Origin of the sequence: Paractinoplanes atraurantiacus (genome assembly GCF_900215205.1) — a bacterium.
Classification (GTDB): domain Bacteria; phylum Actinomycetota; class Actinomycetes; order Mycobacteriales; family Micromonosporaceae; genus Actinoplanes; species Actinoplanes atraurantiacus.
Map to the genome: position 1 here is coordinate 1 of NZ_OBDY01000026.1, position 14,862 is coordinate 14,862.

Consider the following 14,862-nt stretch of genomic DNA (forward strand, 5'->3'; position numbering starts at 1 on the left):
TGCCGACCCACTTGAAACGGTCTCTGACCTGGGACCAGGGCCGGGAAATGGCGTTACACCACCAATTCAGCACCGCTTCCGGCATGCCAGTCTATTTCTGCGATCCTCACTCGCCCTGGCAACGCGGCTCGAACGAGAACACCAACGGCTTACTACGCCAATACTTTCCTAAAGGCACTGACCTCAGCTCACACAGCCCGCAGCACCTCGCCGCGGTGGCTGTCGAACTCAACGGCAGACCCCGCAAAACCCTTGGCTGGGACACCCCGGCTGAACGCCTCGCTACACTCCTGACCAGTAAATAAACCAAGAGTGTTGCAACCACTCCTAGAATCCGCCAACCCCAGTTGCGTCATAAACCATTATCCCGCAACTCGGAGATCGAAGACAACAAAACGATCATGCCACTCGAATAGCCCAGGAAGACGGCTACGCAATACATTTCTCGGCCAGCGGGGACCGTGCCAGGAGCGGTGTTTCCGGCCCGACACGCCGGGCTGAGGTCGGGCGAGATGGGCACCGTGAGTGATGACATCGAACGTTATGAGTCGACGGAAGAAGACCGAGGGTGACGGGCGGCAGCTGTCGCCTGAGCAGGCCGCCGCGGCGGCGATGGTGGCCGAGGCCAAGGCCCGCGGACTGGAACTAACCGGCCCGAACGGCTTGTTGAAGCTGTTCACCAAGAATGTTCTCGAGACGGCGTTGAACGAGGAGATGACCGAGCATCTCGGTCATGAGAAGAACCAGGCCGATCCGGGCCGTGAGTCGACGAATGTGCGTAACGGCAGCCGGGGTAAGACGGTGATCTCTGACGCGGCGGGCGAGGTGCGCATCGCTGTGCCGCGTGATAGGGACGCGACATTCGAACCGCAGATCGTGAAGAAACGGCAACGCCGGCTGACCGAGGTCGACGAGATCGTCCTGTCGTTGCATGCGAAAGGAATGACGACCGGGAAGATCTCCGCGCATTTCGCGGAGATCTACGGGGCGTCGGTGTCGAAGGAAACGATCTCCCGGATCACCGACAAGGTCGTCGCGGAGATGACCGAATGGTCAACGAGGCCCCTCGACGCGGTTTATGTGGCGGTGTTCATCGACGCCATCATGGTCAAGGTTCGGCTCTGTCGCCGGTTGTGTGAAGCCGATCAGTGCGCGAGTAGGACGCGTTTGCGGAGTAGGTCGAGGCCGGCGCGGCCGAACATCTGCCGTTTGATCATCTTGAGGCGGTTGATGTTGCCTTCGACCGGGCCGGAACTGTGCGGCAGGGTCAGCCCGTTGCGGACGGCGTCGAGGTCGCGGCGCAGGCCGCGAGCGAATCCGGCCAAGGCGGTGAGGGTGTCGTGTTCGACGACGGTGATCCATTCCTCGAGGCGGTCGCCGTGGCGGCCGGTCATCATGATCGCGAAAGCGCGCACGTGTTTGACCAGCCGGTTCAGGTCACGTTGGCGGCTGCGGACATCACGCAGTTTGGCGGCGTCGCGGGGGTCGAGGTGGTCCGGGTGAGTCATAATCCATGAGGTCACCTGACGCACCGATGGTGGTTTCGGGCCTGGGTCCGGGGCGTGACCGCGACCGCGGCGGAAGCGCTGCAGGTAACGCTGGACGGCGAGTTCCCCGCCGGGATAGCCCTGTTGTTTGATCTCGCGGAACAGTTGAGTGGCGTTGCGTTCTCCTTCGTTCCAGCGCTGGTGCAGATAGGCGACATAGTCGTCGACCACGTGTGCGCGTTGCTCGGACACGGCGGTTAACTCGGCGGCAGTGGTGGCGTTCAGATATTTGCGGACCGTGGCGTGATGCAGGCCGAGTTTGCGGCCGATCGCCGACTTGTTCCACCCTTGAGACGCCAGTTCATGGACGATGGCGTGGTGCTCGCGAAGCCGAGTGACGATCTTAAGTTCCCTCATCGGCCGGACCTGGGCGGGCATGGTGTCGTCTGCGGGTGGCGCGGCGGGGGCGACGAGCCGGGCCCGATATGCGGTCACGGTCTTCTCGACGGCTTGGCCCAGGTTCTGCCAAAGGTGGAACCGGTCGGCGACCTGCAGCGCGTTCGGCGCGCCCAGCCTGGCGCCTTCGCCATAGCCGCCGGCTCGGTCCCGGCAGATCACCTCGACTTCGGGATGTTGCCGCAACCATTCAGCGAGGCTATCCCCGTCGCGGCCATCGAATATGTCCACTGGCCGGTGGCTGTCCATATCGATCAGCACAGTGCCGTAATGACGTCCCCTGCGGAACGCGAAATCGTCGACGCCGATCACAGTAATCGGCGTCTTCGGCGGATCCTGCAACGCCTTAACCAGCCGCAACAACGTGTCACGGCCCGCCGCCGAGCCGATGAGCGACGCCAGCCGGGAACCGGCCCGGCCGGCCAGCGCGAGACCGATCTGCGTCAGCATGGCTTTCAAACCGGCCGTCAGCCGCGCATGCGGCATGGTCAGTCCCTCGACCTGTTCGGCGAAGGTCTTTGCCGGGCAAGCGGTGTTGTCACAACGGAACCGCCGGATCTGCACCCGCAGCAGCACCGCCATCCCAGCCACGGCGACGTCTCGCAGCCGCCGTTGATACTGCCCATGAACCCGACTCGACGGCTGCCGGCACTTTCCGCACCGCGCGGTCGCTGCCCGGACCCGAGCTGAGAGCACCACCACGCCGTCAAGCTGCTCAACAGCCTCGATCGACAGACCCGACAGATGCGGCAACAACTGCTCCACAAGCGAACACAGCGGACATGATCAACGAAGCTGTGGTTCGGGTGACGGAACCGTCCACATCACAAGATCAGCGACAGAGCCAAGGTTCGGGAGGGTCAGGTCGCCAACCGGCCTATCTACGCGGCCATCGGGGTCACCGTGGACGGCCATAAGGACGTGCTGGGGTTGTGGGCGGGCTCCGGCGGTGAGGGCGCCAAGTTCTGGATGAGCGTCCTGGTCGATCTGAAGAACCGCGGCGTGCGCGATGTGTTCTTCGTCGTCTGCGACGGCCTGAAAGGACTCCCGGACACGGTCGAGGCGCTGTGGCCGGAAGCGATCGTGCAAACCTGCATCATTCATTTGATCCGGAACACGTTCCGGCTCACCTCACGGGCCGACGGCGACGCGATCAAACGCGATATCAAACCGATCTATACGGCGGTCAACGCCGACGCGGCTTTGGCTGCGTTGGACGAGCTTGATGAGAAATGGGGCAGTAAATACCGGGCGATGATCCGCCTGTGGCGTAACGCGTGGACCGAGTTCATTCCGTTCCTCGATTACTACGTCGAGATCCGCCGGGTGATCTGTTCGACGAACGCGATCGAATCGTTGAACGCCCGTTACCGGCGGGCCGTTCGGGCCCGTGGGCATTTCCCGAGCGAGCAGGCCGCTCTGAAATGCCTGTACCTTGTGACTCGCAGCCTGGACCCGACCGGGGCCGGCCGCGCCCGATGGACGATGCGGTGGAAGGCCGTGATCAACGCCTTCGCCATCACCTTCGGTGACCGCTGGCCGGCCGCCGAAACCTACTAACCGAACAGCCGGAAACACCGATCTTGGAACGGACCCGGCCAGCGATATAGCGGGTCAGGACTGCTCTATTGGCGAAGGCGCTGTGACCGTGTCGATAAGCTTGGGCAGTCACTCACCTGGTGTGTTGCGACCGTCTGAATCCGCCCGGGGACGGCCGCGGCCCAGGTCAAGTACGGTCAGGGCGGTCGTCGGCGACTGCGATCCATGGAGCCGGAGACGCGTTGCCCCGAAGCAGCAGCTGGACCGAGGCCAAGGATGCGCCCGCGAGTTTGATCAGGGCCATGGTGGCCGCGCAGGGCAAGGATGACGGCGATGCCAATGAACGGCCCGGGCAGGGCGCCGAAGCCGGTGCTGGGAGCGGCGTGACGATGATGCCGCAGGCGATGCCGGAGATGCCCGAGCTGAGCAGGCGCCGGCGCAGCGCCAGCCGAGGTGGGCTGTTGCTCCGTGCCCACCACAGCAACCTTCGGGTGGCTGCGGGTTGGGGAAGGCGGACGGGTGCACCGCCACGAAGGTCGTGCCGCATCATGTGCCTTTGCCTTAGCGGCGCGGGCGCCGCGACCGCTGACGCCGCGCGCGGGGTGGTGCGCGGCGTCAGCGGTGTCGAGCAGTTCTCCGGCGGGCGTCAGCTGAAGGCCTTCACCTCCAGGAGGCCGACCGAGGCGGTGCCGCTGGTCAGGGCGACCCTCAACCGTGTCGTGCTGATCTGGCCGAAGGTCACCTGGTTGTACTGGTTGGCGGCGGTCGGGTAGCCGCTGGCCGAGGGGACGTCGGCGTAGGCCGTGCCGGTCCAGTACTGGAGCTTCCAGGAAGCCGGCAGGTCTATGCCCTGGCCGTCGTCGAAGAAGTAGACCTGGGCCGAGCGCAAGGTCTGCGCGGCCGGCCACGTGAGCTCGGCCCACTGCTCGCCCTGGTTGGGCCAGGTGCCCCAGCGCGGGTTCACCGTGTCGTTCGAGGATGGCGGGTCTATGCCGTCGTTGATGGCGGCGACGCTTTCCCACGATGAGGTGTACGAGGCGGTGGGCGTGGCCGCCGTGGCCAGGTTGCCCGTGGGTGGCACCACCACGCCTCGCTGGTACAGCTTCAGCTCGGTCAGTCCGGTCTTCGCGGTGCCGGTGGGCTGGGTGAATTGGACGCGGAGACGAGACGTACTCACCGGGGTGAAGTTGACTTTGTTGTAGTTGGCTTGTGGGGTGCCGGGCGACTTCACCTGGGAGGCCGCGGCGACCCAGGCCGTGCCGTTCCAGTACTGGACCGTGTAGGCCGCCGGCGGGCGGTAGCGGTTGGTGGCGCGGTCGTGGCGGAAGTACAAGCGAGCCTCGTCGACCGTCTTGGCCGAGCCGAAGTTCACCTCGTACCAGTCGGTGGCGTTGGTGCTGCCGTACGAACCCCACAGCGGTGCGTTGGTCGGTAGGCCGTCGATCGCGCCCGCCGTCGTGGTGCCGGAGGTCGTGTACGACGCCGTGGCGGTGGAACCGGCGGCCAGGTTGGCCGTGTCGGAGGTGAGGTCGACGCCGGCCTTGGCGAAGATGTCGACCACGCGGGCACTGCTCTGCACCACGTTCGGCGGCGCCTGCAACGACGGGAAGGCCGCGCTGTAGGTGGCCGCGACGTTCACGGCGCCGGTCGCCGGGTTGTAGACGAACGGGGTGAGCCGGTCGAGGGTGACGACCCGCGTCCCGTTCAGATAGATGGAGTAGCCCTGCGGCACGCCGGCGTAGCGGGTGACGCCGTCGGCCGGGTCGTCCCAGACGATCGACAGGTCGGCGTTGCGGTAGCGCAGGTTGTTGACCGCGAAATGCGACCAGCCGATGTTGATCGGGGACAGCTCGATCTGGTTGTCGTTGCGCGGGCGCAGGCCGGCCACGTCCTCGATGATGGTCCAGTTGCTGCTGCCGAGGATGTTGTGGTGGATCCAGGAGCGATAGGTGATGGCGCTGCCGTTCCAGTCGGCCCAGAACTCGTTGGCGTCGGGATAGGCCGTGTTGCCGTTGATGTACTGCGCCCAGGCGTTCCAGTAGAGCAGTTTCTTGTAGTCCTCGGCCGTCATCCACGAGTTCGGATAGTTGCGCAGCACCGACGAGTAGAGCCGGAACTGCACGGTCGAGTTGATGGTCGAGAAGTTGTTGCTGCCGGTGGCCGAGGCCGCCTTGTCCTTCTGGTTCGCCGTGTAGAACGGGAAGACCGGGTATTCGGCCGGGTCGGCGAACAGCCGCAGCGCTTCGCGGTACTGCGCGGTGTTGGGCATCAGGCCGACGGCGTACGGGTAATAGTTGTTGATTTCCTTCCAGGGCACGTGGGTGTTGGTCGCGACGTGCTTGTGCTCGAGCAGTTGCCGCGACGGGTTCCACAAAGTCGTGACGACACCGTTCTGGATGCGGTCGGCCAGCGTCTGCATCTCGGTCGTCTTCGCGGAATCACCGAGCATCGAGTACGCCTGACGGGCGGCGTTCGCGGCGGTCCACACATAGGCGGTCTCGGCCCGGTCGAGGTTTCCGGCCCGCCAGTGGAAGGACACGGCGTCGGCGTCGTTGCCGGTCATCGCGCCCCAGTCGTATTCGATGACGCCGTTGTTGTTGGTGTCGTAGGTGGCGAGCTGGCCCTTGGCGTCACCCTCGGCGTAGCGGGCGAAGTTGCGCAGCATGGCCGGCTGGCCGCCGTGGATCTGATAGGCGCGCCACGCGGCCTCGGCGATGTACTGGGTGTACGAGTTCGACCAGTTCTCCGGGTCGCCGGGATTGTCGACGAAGCGGCCGTTGGCCGAGTACTGCCCGACGGCCAGATAGGGCCCGTACGAGTATTCGGCGCCGCGCAGGTACTTCAGGTCGTCGATGTGCATCGGCTGGGTCAGCGCGATCGCGTTGTTGTATCCGGTGACGCCCTCGATGGACTGCGGGAACTGGAAGTCCTGCCCGGGGATGTCGGCGTCGAGGTGGTTGAAGCGCATCAGCCACCAGCGGTAGTAGATGTTCTTCTTGATGGCGGCGTCGGGCACGTCGATGTACGGGACGTTGTCGGCCCACCATTTGTTGTATTCGCGCACGTGGACCGCGAAGGCGTCGGCGGCCGTCCGCGCCCGGTAGGCGTCGTATTCCGTACGGGACTGGGGAATCTCGTTGGCCACGAACCCGAGTTGCACCTTGACCGTGACGGTCTGGCCGGCCGCGACGGTGACCGACCTGGTCAGCGTGCCGCCGGCGGCGGTGAAACCGTCGCCCGAGAAGCGGGGATAAAGCGTGGTGAGGTTGTTCTTCACGGCCCGGGTGCCGGTCAGCTCGGTGCCGCTGACCGTTGTCGCGTAGGGCGAGGTCGCGTTCAACGAAACAGTGGCCGAGGCGGTGCCGGTGTTGACCACGGCCACGTTGGTCACCAGCACGTTGTTGGCGGTGATGAATTTGGTGACGTCGAGCCGGATCGAGCCACTTCCGGTGTGCACGCTGCGCCAATGACTGGGGGTCTGCCGGCGTTGCGCGGGCTGTTCGGTGAAGGTGCCCGGTGAGGCGGTGATGGCGTACGCGTTCTGGCTGCTGATGTTGTCCCAATAGGCGGCGTTGCCGCCGAAGCCGATGACCGACGGATTGTGGGTATACATGAACGCCGCCCGGCCCCGGGTCATCAGCCAGGTGCCGGCCGGGTCGTTGCCGGTGCGGGCCAGAAGCCGGTCCATCCAGAAATCGGTGCCGGACGCCTCGGCGTCGTAAATGGCCCGCATGGTGTCGCCGGTCGAATAGCCGACGGGCGGGGCGGGGATCGACGAGGCGCCGCTGAAGGTGGGATAACCGATGGTCTGCGCGGCCTGGGCCGGGGCGGAGAGACACGTCGAAACCAGAATCAGGCCCATGCTGTACGCGATCAGGCGGCGCTTCATTGCAGGGACGCCTTCCACTCGAGAATGCCGGTCGAGTAACCCGTGCGGGAGGTGAAGTTCAGGCGGAGCCGGGTCGTGCTGATGGTGCTGAACGACATCTGGTTCTCGGTGTTGCCGGCGACGCCACACGCTGATGCGCCGGGTACTGCGACGTAGGCGCTGCCGTTCCAATACTGGGGCTGGCACGAGGCGGGCAGGTCGATGCCCTGGTCGTCGTCGAACCAATAGACGGAGCTTCGGTTCAGCGACTGGGCGGTCGGCCATGCGTACTCCACCCACTGCGTGCCCTGCTGCGGCCAGTTCCCGTAGGCCAGGTTGGAGCGGTCGGCCGAGTTGGCGGGAGTGCCTCCGTTGTTGACGGCGCTCAGATTCTCCCAGGGCGAGACATAAGACGTAGTGACCGTGGGCGAAGCGCCCCGCGTGGGGATGACCCGCTGAATGGTGCCGTCGGCGTTGAAATACAGCTTGTCGATCGCCACCGAGCGGCGGAAATTGCCGCCGCCGGGCGCGTCGGCGGTGTGGTAGACGAGGTACGACTGGCCGTTCAGCTCGGCGATTCCCGCGTGGTTGGTGGTCGAGGAGACCTGCCCGAGCACGATTCCACGGTGTGTCCACGGTCCCAGGGGATTCGTCGCGGTCGCGTACCGCTGGCACGCGTAGTTCGAGTTCGTGACGCAGCCGTTGGTGTCGTTGGCGGCGTACATCATGTAATAAAGCCCGTTGCGTTTGAACATCCACGGGGCCTCCCAGTAATTGGTGAGCCCCTGCGGCGTGACGACCGAGCCGACCGTGTCGATCATGTTGGCGGCCAGTTTGACCGCGCGCGGCGCCCAATAGCCGCCCCAGTACATGTAGGCCTGGCCGTCGTCGTCCACGAAGACCGTCGGGTCGATGTTGAGCCCCGACGAGTTGGCCGTGCTGTCGCTGATCAGCGGGCCGCCCTTGGCGTCGGTGAACGGGCCGAGCGGGCTGTCGCCGACCGCGACGCCGATGTTCATCCAGCCCGCGCCGTTCCCGTTCACCGACGTGTACCAGTAGTACTTGCCGTTGCGCGGCTCGACCTCGCCCGCCCAGGCGTCGGCGCCGGCCCACGGGAACGTCCCGATGTTCGCCTTCGCGCCCTGGTCGGTGAAGTTCTGCGCGTCGGTCGAGGTGAGCACATGCCATTCGCGCATCACGAAGTTGTTCGTCCCGGCGGGTGCCTCGTCGCGGCCGGCGTAGACGTACAGCGTGCTGCCGACCACGAGCGGGGCCGGATCGGCGGTGTAGATGCTGGTGATGACCGGATTGGCGGCCCGGACCGGGGTGGCCACGGCGGCGATCGCCGTGATCACCCCGCAGGCCGCGGCCGCCCACCTTCTGACTGACATGTGCGCCTCCGTGAGTGCCTAATAGCCGTAGCGGCTCTTGAGATGCCGCCACCAGTCCCGGAACATCCAGGCGTCGAACTCGGTGATCTGCGCGGCGCTGCCGGCCTTCATGAGGAAGCCGCCGACGCCGGTCGGGGTCCAGTCGTAGAAGTCGTCCAAGCCCCACGTGTGGCCGATCTCGTGCAGCAGGATGTGGATGTTGGCCGCGTTGAGGTTGCCCATGAAGTACTCGCGGCCGACGCGCTGGCCCCAGTCACCGCCGGCGCCGCCGCCGAAGCCGTCGGTCAGCCACAGCGACTGGTCGTAGTGGCGGGCGTAGCCGCCGGGGCAGTTCGGATAGTTGCCGCTCTGGTTGAAGAAGCGGCCGCACGGCACCGAGCACTGGGGCGCGTTCTCCCGGATGTCGTTGACGTAGATGTCGACCGACGAGTCGGACCATTGCAGCTGCGAGCGGTTGCGCACGGCCCAGCCGACGACCCGGACCGGCACCTCCGCGTACGGCCAGGCGTTGTGCCCGACGAGCTCGTCCATCCACTTCTTGTGCTGACGGGCGAGGGCGGCGTGGACCTGGTCGCGCTGGGCGGCGGTCACCGTCGCGGACGAGTCCCACCGTACGCAGTAATTGATGTAACCGCGGTTGGCCATGACCTGGTCCCAGCCGTAGTTGCGGAACCCGTACAGGTTGCCGTTGTTGTAGGTCTGCTCCTGGTGCTGCCAGACCTGGTTGAGCGGGGTGACCAGGTTGGCCGGCGGGCTCCACGTCGCGGGCGCCGCGATGGCCGCCCCGGCCGGAACCATGATGACCGCCAGAAGGGCGGCGATCAGTAGTCGTGCGAGTCTCACGGAACCTCCCATAGATCCAGACATGTCTATGCCGCTGTCCCACGATGAAGAGAGACTCCCTTACGAAAACGTTTTCGGCAAGATGTCCACTGTGTTACTCCAAAAGGCGCGATCCTGCTGGTAGCGTCGCCGCAATCACGGCTGACGGCGACCGAAAGGCAGCGCATGGGGCGGCGAAGATCCGAAGCGGTGACCCTGGCCGACGTGGCCCGCCGGGCCGGTTGCTCGATAGCCACCGCCTCAAAGGCGCTCAATGCCCGGGCCCAGGTGGCCGAGGCGACACGGCAACGGGTCCTGGCCGCGGCGAGCGAGCTGTCGTTCCGCGCGCCCGGCCGCACCCGCGCCATCGGCCTGCTCACCGACGAGCTCGGCGGCCGCTTCTCCATCCCGATCCTGCTCGGCGCCGAGAACGCCCTGGCCGGTGACCGCATGTCGGTGCTGCTGTGCGACGCCCGGGGTGACGACGCCCGGCGGCGGCACTACGTGGCAACGCTGCTGGCCCGCCAGGTCGACGGGCTCATCGTGGTCGGCGACGACAACGACGTGCGCCCGTCGCTGCCGCGCGACCTGCCGGTGCCGGTCGTCTACGCGTACGGCGAATCCGGGCACCCGGACGACGTCTCGGTCATCGCCGACGACGGCGGGGGCGCCCGGCTGGCCGCCGAGCATCTGATCGCGCTGGGCCGCCGCCGGCTCGCCCACATCACCGGCCCGCGCCACTACCGGGCCGCCCGCAAACGCGCCGCCGGCCTGCGCGAGGTCCTCGACGAGAACGACCTCCCACTGACCGGCGGCGAGCCCCTCTACGGCGAGTGGTCCCAGCGCTGGGGCCGGCGCGCGGCCCACCGGCTGCTGGCCTCGCATCCGGGCACGGACGCGGTGTTCTGCGGCAACGACCAGATCGCGGCCGGCGTGGCCCAGGCTCTGAGCGAGCGGGGGCGCCGCATTCCGGACGACGTGGCCCTGGTCGGTTTCGACAACTGGACCGAGTTCGCCGCCGACTGCCGTCCCCCGCTCACCACAGTGGATCTGAGACTTCAAGAGCTGGGTGAGGCGGCCGTACGCCATCTGTTCGCGGCCCTGGACGGCCGCCCCTCCCAGGGCGTCGTCCGCTCGCCGTGCCGCCTGGTCGTGCGCGCCTCGACCGCGGGTCTACGCGACCGCGGTGGCCTCGAGCTCGACCATCTGGCCGGGGACGGCCAGCCGGGTCACGCCGAGCATGGTGGTGGCGGGCGCGACACCGGCCGCGGCCAGCCGTGAGGCGAGCACGCCGTAGTGCCGGAACAGCAGATCGACGTCGGTCGTGTAGACGTTGAGCCGGACGACGTCGGCCAGCGACATGCCGGCCCCGCCGAGCACGGCCTCCAAGTTGTCCAGGCTCAGCGCCAGCTGGGCCGCGATGTCGCCGTCGTGCTGCGGCTTGCCGTCGGCGTCCATGGCGGTCTGGCCCGAGCAGTACAGAGTGCGGGTGTGCCCCTCGACGAGCTCGCCTTGGTGGAAGCCCATGCCCACCGACCAGGTCACGGGGTTGATCGCGGTTCGCGTGAATGTCATGCGGCCACCCTGGCAACAAATCACGACATCCTCTGTCGTGTATTTCGGTAGGGTCGGCGGATGCGCGCCGATCGGCTGGTCTCGCTGGTGCTGTTGCTGCGCCGTCACGGCCGCCTGACCGCGGAGGCGCTGGCCCGCGAGCTGGAGGTGTCGACCCGAACGGTTCTGCGCGACATCGAGGCGCTGTCGGCGGCGGGGGTGCCGGTCTACGCGGAGCGCGGGCGGCACGGCGGGTTCGCCCTGCTGCCCGGCTTTCGGACCGAGCTCACCGGAGTCAGCCACGACGAGGCCCTGGCCCTGCTGACCGGGGAACCGGTGTTCGGGCTCGGGCCGGCGCTGACGTCGGCGATGCGCAAGGTGGTCGACGCGCTGCCGGACGACCACCGGGCCAAGGCGAGCGACGCCGCCCGGCGCTTCCTGGTCGAGCCGGAGACCGACCTGCTGTCCCGCCGGACGTCCATCGAAGAGCTGCCGGCCGAGACCATGATGGAGGTCCGGCGGGCGGTCCTCGCCGGGCACCGGCTCCGCATCCACTACGCGGCCACCGGGCAGGAACCGCGGTGGCGCGCCGTCGACCCGATCGGCCTGGTCACGGTCCGCGAGCGGGGATATCTGCTGGCGACCCGGGCCGGAGCGGACCGCACCTACCGGCTGTCGCGCGTGCGGGCGGCCGAGAAGCTCCCCGAACCCGCACGGCGGCCACCCCAGGTGGATCTCGACCGGATCTGGCGGGAGCGCTGCGCCCAGTTCCTGTCCGGGGACCACATCGCCGTCCTGGCCCGGGTTCGCTTGTCCCGCCGGGAGGAGCTGCTGAGCAGCGCGGTGGCCGTCCGCGCCGAGGAAGCGGGCGACGACGGCTGGGTGCGGCTGGAGGTGACCTTCCAGGATCTGCGCCACGCCGTGTGGGCGCTGTGGCAGCTCGGCCCCGACGCGGAAGCCCTGACCCCGCCGGCCCTGCGCGCCGCACTGCACGACCGCGCCGCCGCGATCGCCGCCCGCTACGTGAACCCTCCGGCCGCGGATGACGGATAACAGGCGTGGATGACGCAACAGTCCTGCTCCGGTCACGGGAGCGGCCGGAAGAGTTCGCCGTGCTGTTCGACCGGCACGCACCCTTCATACATCGCTATCTGGCCCGCCGGCTCGGTGACCAGCAGGCCGACGACCTGGTGGCCGAGACGTTCCTGACCGCGTTCCGGCGCCGGGACACGTTCAAGCCCGGGCACAGTGACGCCCGGCCCTGGCTCTACGGCATCGCCACCAATCTGATCGCCCAGCACCGCCGGGACGAGGTCCGTGAGCTGCGGCTGCATCGGGCCGTGACGCCGGAGACCAGCGCCGACTGCCACGCCGACCAGGTCGCCACCGACGTCACCGCGGCCGCGCTGCGCGACCTGCTCACCGCGGCGCTGGCCGGGCTGGCCGACGGCGACCGCGACGTGTTCCTGCTGAGCGTTCAGGAGGAGTTGACGTACGAGCAGGTCGCAGCGGCCCTGGAGATCCCGGTGGGCACGGTGCGCTCGCAATCAGTTGCGTGCGGCCCTCGGCGGCCGCAATCCCCTGCACCTCGTCGAGAAGGAGGCCCGCCATGGATGAGACGACACTGACCCGGCAGCTCGGCGAACAGACCGCGCTGCCGTCGCCGGAGCGGCTCGCCCCGGCACGGGAAAGGCTGCTGGCCGAGCTGACGGCGGACCTCACCCACCCCGAGCCGGCGTCGCAACCTCAGCGGACATTCCGGGCGCCGCGGGCTCTCCGGTCGCGGAACTCGTTCCGGCTGGCCGTCGCGGTGGCCTCGGCGGCGGCCGTTGCGGCCTTCGGGGCGATCGCGCTGCGGGGACCGGCGCCGGACAGGCCGCCCGTGGCGATGGCGCCGGTCGCGGAGTTTCTCGGCACGGCCGCCGCCGTGGCCGCCCGGGACAGGGACGTCACGCCGCGCGGCGATCAGTTCGTCTACGTCAAGACGGCGGGGGCGGACGGGACGTGGTTCGAGCAGTGGAACTCCGTCGACGGTGAGCACGACAGCGTCGGGCGCTCCTCGGACGGGCGCGAGGAGGTGCTGCCGGCCTGCGTCGACGGGCTCGGCAAAAGCACTGACAGCGCCGGGAAGGCCGTATCGGCGCCGTGCGACGTCCATCCGTGGTTCCTGCCGGACCTGCCGGCCGACCCCGAAGCCCTGATCGCCTGGCTGACCAAGCGCAACTCGAACGTCAACGGCGTCGCCAAGGACCTGTGGTCGCTGGCCGACGGCTACTGGCTGCGGCCGGCCCAGCGGGCCGCCCTCTACCGGGCGGTCGGCATGGTGGACGGCATCAGCCTGGTCCCCTCGGCCGAGGACGCGGCCGGCCGTGTCGGCACCGGCGTGGCGTGGGTGAGCCCCGGCCGATCGGTCCCCGAAGTCATGTGGATCTTCGACGCCGAGACGCATCTCCTGCTCGGCAGCCCGGCCACCTCGGTGGTCACACAGCCGCGGATCGTGGACGAGGTGGGCGAGCGCTCCTGATCGGTCGACAACTATGCGCTTGGCGTATACCTTCAGTGTATACGTCAAGCGCATTGGAGGCTGTCATGTCGATCAGTCGTCGGAACCTGCTCGTGTCGGCGCTGTCCGCCACGGCCGTGGTGACCGCCGGTGGCACTGTTCCCGCCATGGCGGCACCGCCCCGGCTCACACTGCCGCCGCCGACCGGGCCCTGCCCAGTGGGCACGGTGGCGCTCCGGCTCCTCGACAAGTCACGGCCGGACCCGTTCACCGGCGCGGCCGGGCATCGCGAGCTCATGGTCGCCGTCTGGTACCCGGCACGCGACGCCGGAGGCCGTCCGCGGGCGCCGTGGATGGACCCCGCCGTGCTGCGGCGCTACCTGTCGGACGCCGGCTACGCGCCGGACGTCATCCGGGGGCCGCTCGCGGCCGGGCGGGTCGGCGCTCCGGTGCGGCGTGCAGGACGGCTGCCCGTCGTCCTGTTCTCGCACGGGGCCGGTGACCACCGCGGCGGCAACACGATGATGGTGCAGGAGCTGGCCAGCCACGGATATCTGGTCGTGACGATCGATCACCTCGGCGACGCGTACAGCCGGCTGCCCGATGGCCGTGTCGTCGTGCCGACCGAGGAGTCGCTGGCTCCCGAGGACTTCGCGCACGACGCCCGGTTCGTGCTCGACCGCGTCGAAGACCTCGCCGCCGGCCGCAACCCGGACGCCGACCGGCGGCCGCTGCCCGATGGGCTGGCCGGCGCGCCCGACCTCCGACGCGCCGGCATGTTCGGGTGGTCGAAAGGCGGCACCGCCACCGCCCGGGTCATGCTGGCCGACCGGCGGGTGCGGGCCGGGGTGGCGGTCGACGGCCCGATGCTGCCGCTGATGAGCGGCACCATCGACCGGCCGTTCATGATGATGACCGCGGAGTTCACCCGGGCCGCCGAGCCGGCCGTCGCCCGCTTCTTCACGGAGCAACTGGCCGGGGAACGCCTGAACGTCCAGGCCGCCGGGGCGGTCCACTCGTCGTACAACGACCTCCAGGTGCTGGTGCCGCAGCTGGCCGAGGTGGTCGGCATGAGCGACGACGAGCTGCGGGGCTGGATCGGCACCCTCGACCCGGCGCGCGCGGTGCGCATCGACCAGGCCTACCCTCTCGCCTTCTTCGATCAGCACCTGCGGGGCCGCCACCGGCCCCTGCTGGACGGACCGAGCCGCGCGTTCCCTGAGGTCGAGTACCTGCCGTGAC

General features: G+C 68.2%; 11 protein-coding genes and 2 pseudogenes. 8 read left to right on the plus strand and 5 right to left on the minus strand.

Features of this window, described 5'->3' with window-relative positions:
* Both CRP55_RS38815 and CRP55_RS38820 read left to right on the plus strand, forming a co-directional pair.
* A partial coding sequence (locus tag CRP55_RS38815; protein ID WP_143235219.1) for an IS30 family transposase occupies positions 1–305 on the plus strand: 305 nt, incomplete at its 5' end.
* A gap of 238 nt (positions 306–543) precedes the next feature.
* Positions 544–1,119 (plus strand): annotated as a pseudogene (locus CRP55_RS38820) (transposase); the annotation flags it as partial.
* Between the two features lie 26 nt (positions 1,120–1,145).
* On the opposite strand, the gene CRP55_RS38825 reads toward CRP55_RS38820, so the two are convergent.
* Positions 1,146–2,708, minus strand: coding sequence for an ISL3 family transposase (locus CRP55_RS38825; RefSeq protein ID WP_097327001.1), 1,563 nt, complete (start codon positions 2,706–2,708; stop codon positions 1,146–1,148).
* A gap of 81 nt (positions 2,709–2,789) precedes the next feature.
* Between CRP55_RS38825 and CRP55_RS38830 the strand changes: the two are divergent.
* A pseudogene (locus CRP55_RS38830) lies at positions 2,790–3,503 on the plus strand (IS256 family transposase); the annotation flags it as partial.
* A gap of 625 nt (positions 3,504–4,128) precedes the next feature.
* Here the strand turns inward: CRP55_RS38830 and CRP55_RS38835 are convergent.
* Genes CRP55_RS38835 through CRP55_RS38845 form a run of 3 tightly spaced genes read right to left on the minus strand, consistent with a single transcriptional unit; the run spans position 4,129 to position 9,584 of the window.
* Positions 4,129–7,371 (minus strand): discoidin domain-containing protein, encoded by a 3,243-nt coding sequence (locus CRP55_RS38835; protein ID WP_097327002.1) that lies wholly within the window; start codon positions 7,369–7,371, stop codon positions 4,129–4,131.
* Positions 7,368–8,741 carry a family 43 glycosylhydrolase gene (locus tag CRP55_RS38840; RefSeq protein WP_097327003.1) on the minus strand — a complete coding sequence of 458 codons (1,374 nt, stop codon included), beginning with the start codon at positions 8,739–8,741 and terminating at the stop codon, positions 7,368–7,370. The genes CRP55_RS38835 and CRP55_RS38840 overlap by 4 nt, the downstream gene beginning before the upstream one ends.
* 18 nt (positions 8,742–8,759) lie before the next feature.
* The gene (locus CRP55_RS38845; protein ID WP_245923641.1) at positions 8,760–9,584 is read right to left on the minus strand and encodes a hypothetical protein; all 825 of its coding nucleotides are present in this window, start codon (positions 9,582–9,584) and stop codon (positions 8,760–8,762) included.
* A gap of 165 nt (positions 9,585–9,749) precedes the next feature.
* Between CRP55_RS38845 and CRP55_RS38850 the strand changes: the two genes are divergently transcribed.
* On the plus strand, positions 9,750–10,844 hold the full coding sequence (locus CRP55_RS38850; RefSeq protein WP_097327005.1) for a LacI family DNA-binding transcriptional regulator: 1,095 nt from the start codon (positions 9,750–9,752) through the stop codon (positions 10,842–10,844).
* Here CRP55_RS38850 and CRP55_RS38855 read toward each other — a convergent pair.
* Positions 10,737–11,138: a RidA family protein gene (locus CRP55_RS38855; RefSeq protein ID WP_097327006.1), complete on the minus strand. Its 402-nt coding sequence runs from the start codon at positions 11,136–11,138 to the stop codon at positions 10,737–10,739. The genes CRP55_RS38850 and CRP55_RS38855 overlap by 108 nt on opposite strands.
* A gap of 60 nt (positions 11,139–11,198) precedes the next feature.
* Between CRP55_RS38855 and CRP55_RS38860 the strand changes: the two genes are divergently transcribed.
* From CRP55_RS38860 to CRP55_RS38875, 4 genes are all read left to right on the plus strand, one after another.
* The gene (locus CRP55_RS38860) at positions 11,199–12,170 is read left to right on the plus strand and encodes a helix-turn-helix transcriptional regulator (protein ID WP_097327007.1); all 972 of its coding nucleotides are present in this window, start codon (positions 11,199–11,201) and stop codon (positions 12,168–12,170) included.
* A 5-nt stretch (positions 12,171–12,175) separates the two neighbouring features.
* A complete protein-coding gene (locus CRP55_RS38865; RefSeq protein ID WP_245923642.1) occupies positions 12,176–12,745 on the plus strand; it encodes an RNA polymerase sigma factor in 570 nt (189 codons plus the stop codon).
* The gene (locus CRP55_RS38870) at positions 12,727–13,641 is read left to right on the plus strand and encodes a CU044_5270 family protein (protein ID WP_097327008.1); all 915 of its coding nucleotides are present in this window, start codon (positions 12,727–12,729) and stop codon (positions 13,639–13,641) included. The genes CRP55_RS38865 and CRP55_RS38870 overlap by 19 nt, the downstream gene beginning before the upstream one ends.
* A gap of 65 nt (positions 13,642–13,706) precedes the next feature.
* A complete protein-coding gene (locus CRP55_RS38875; RefSeq protein WP_097327009.1) occupies positions 13,707–14,861 on the plus strand; it encodes an alpha/beta hydrolase family protein in 1,155 nt (384 codons plus the stop codon).
* Position 14,862 lies beyond the last annotated feature (1 nt).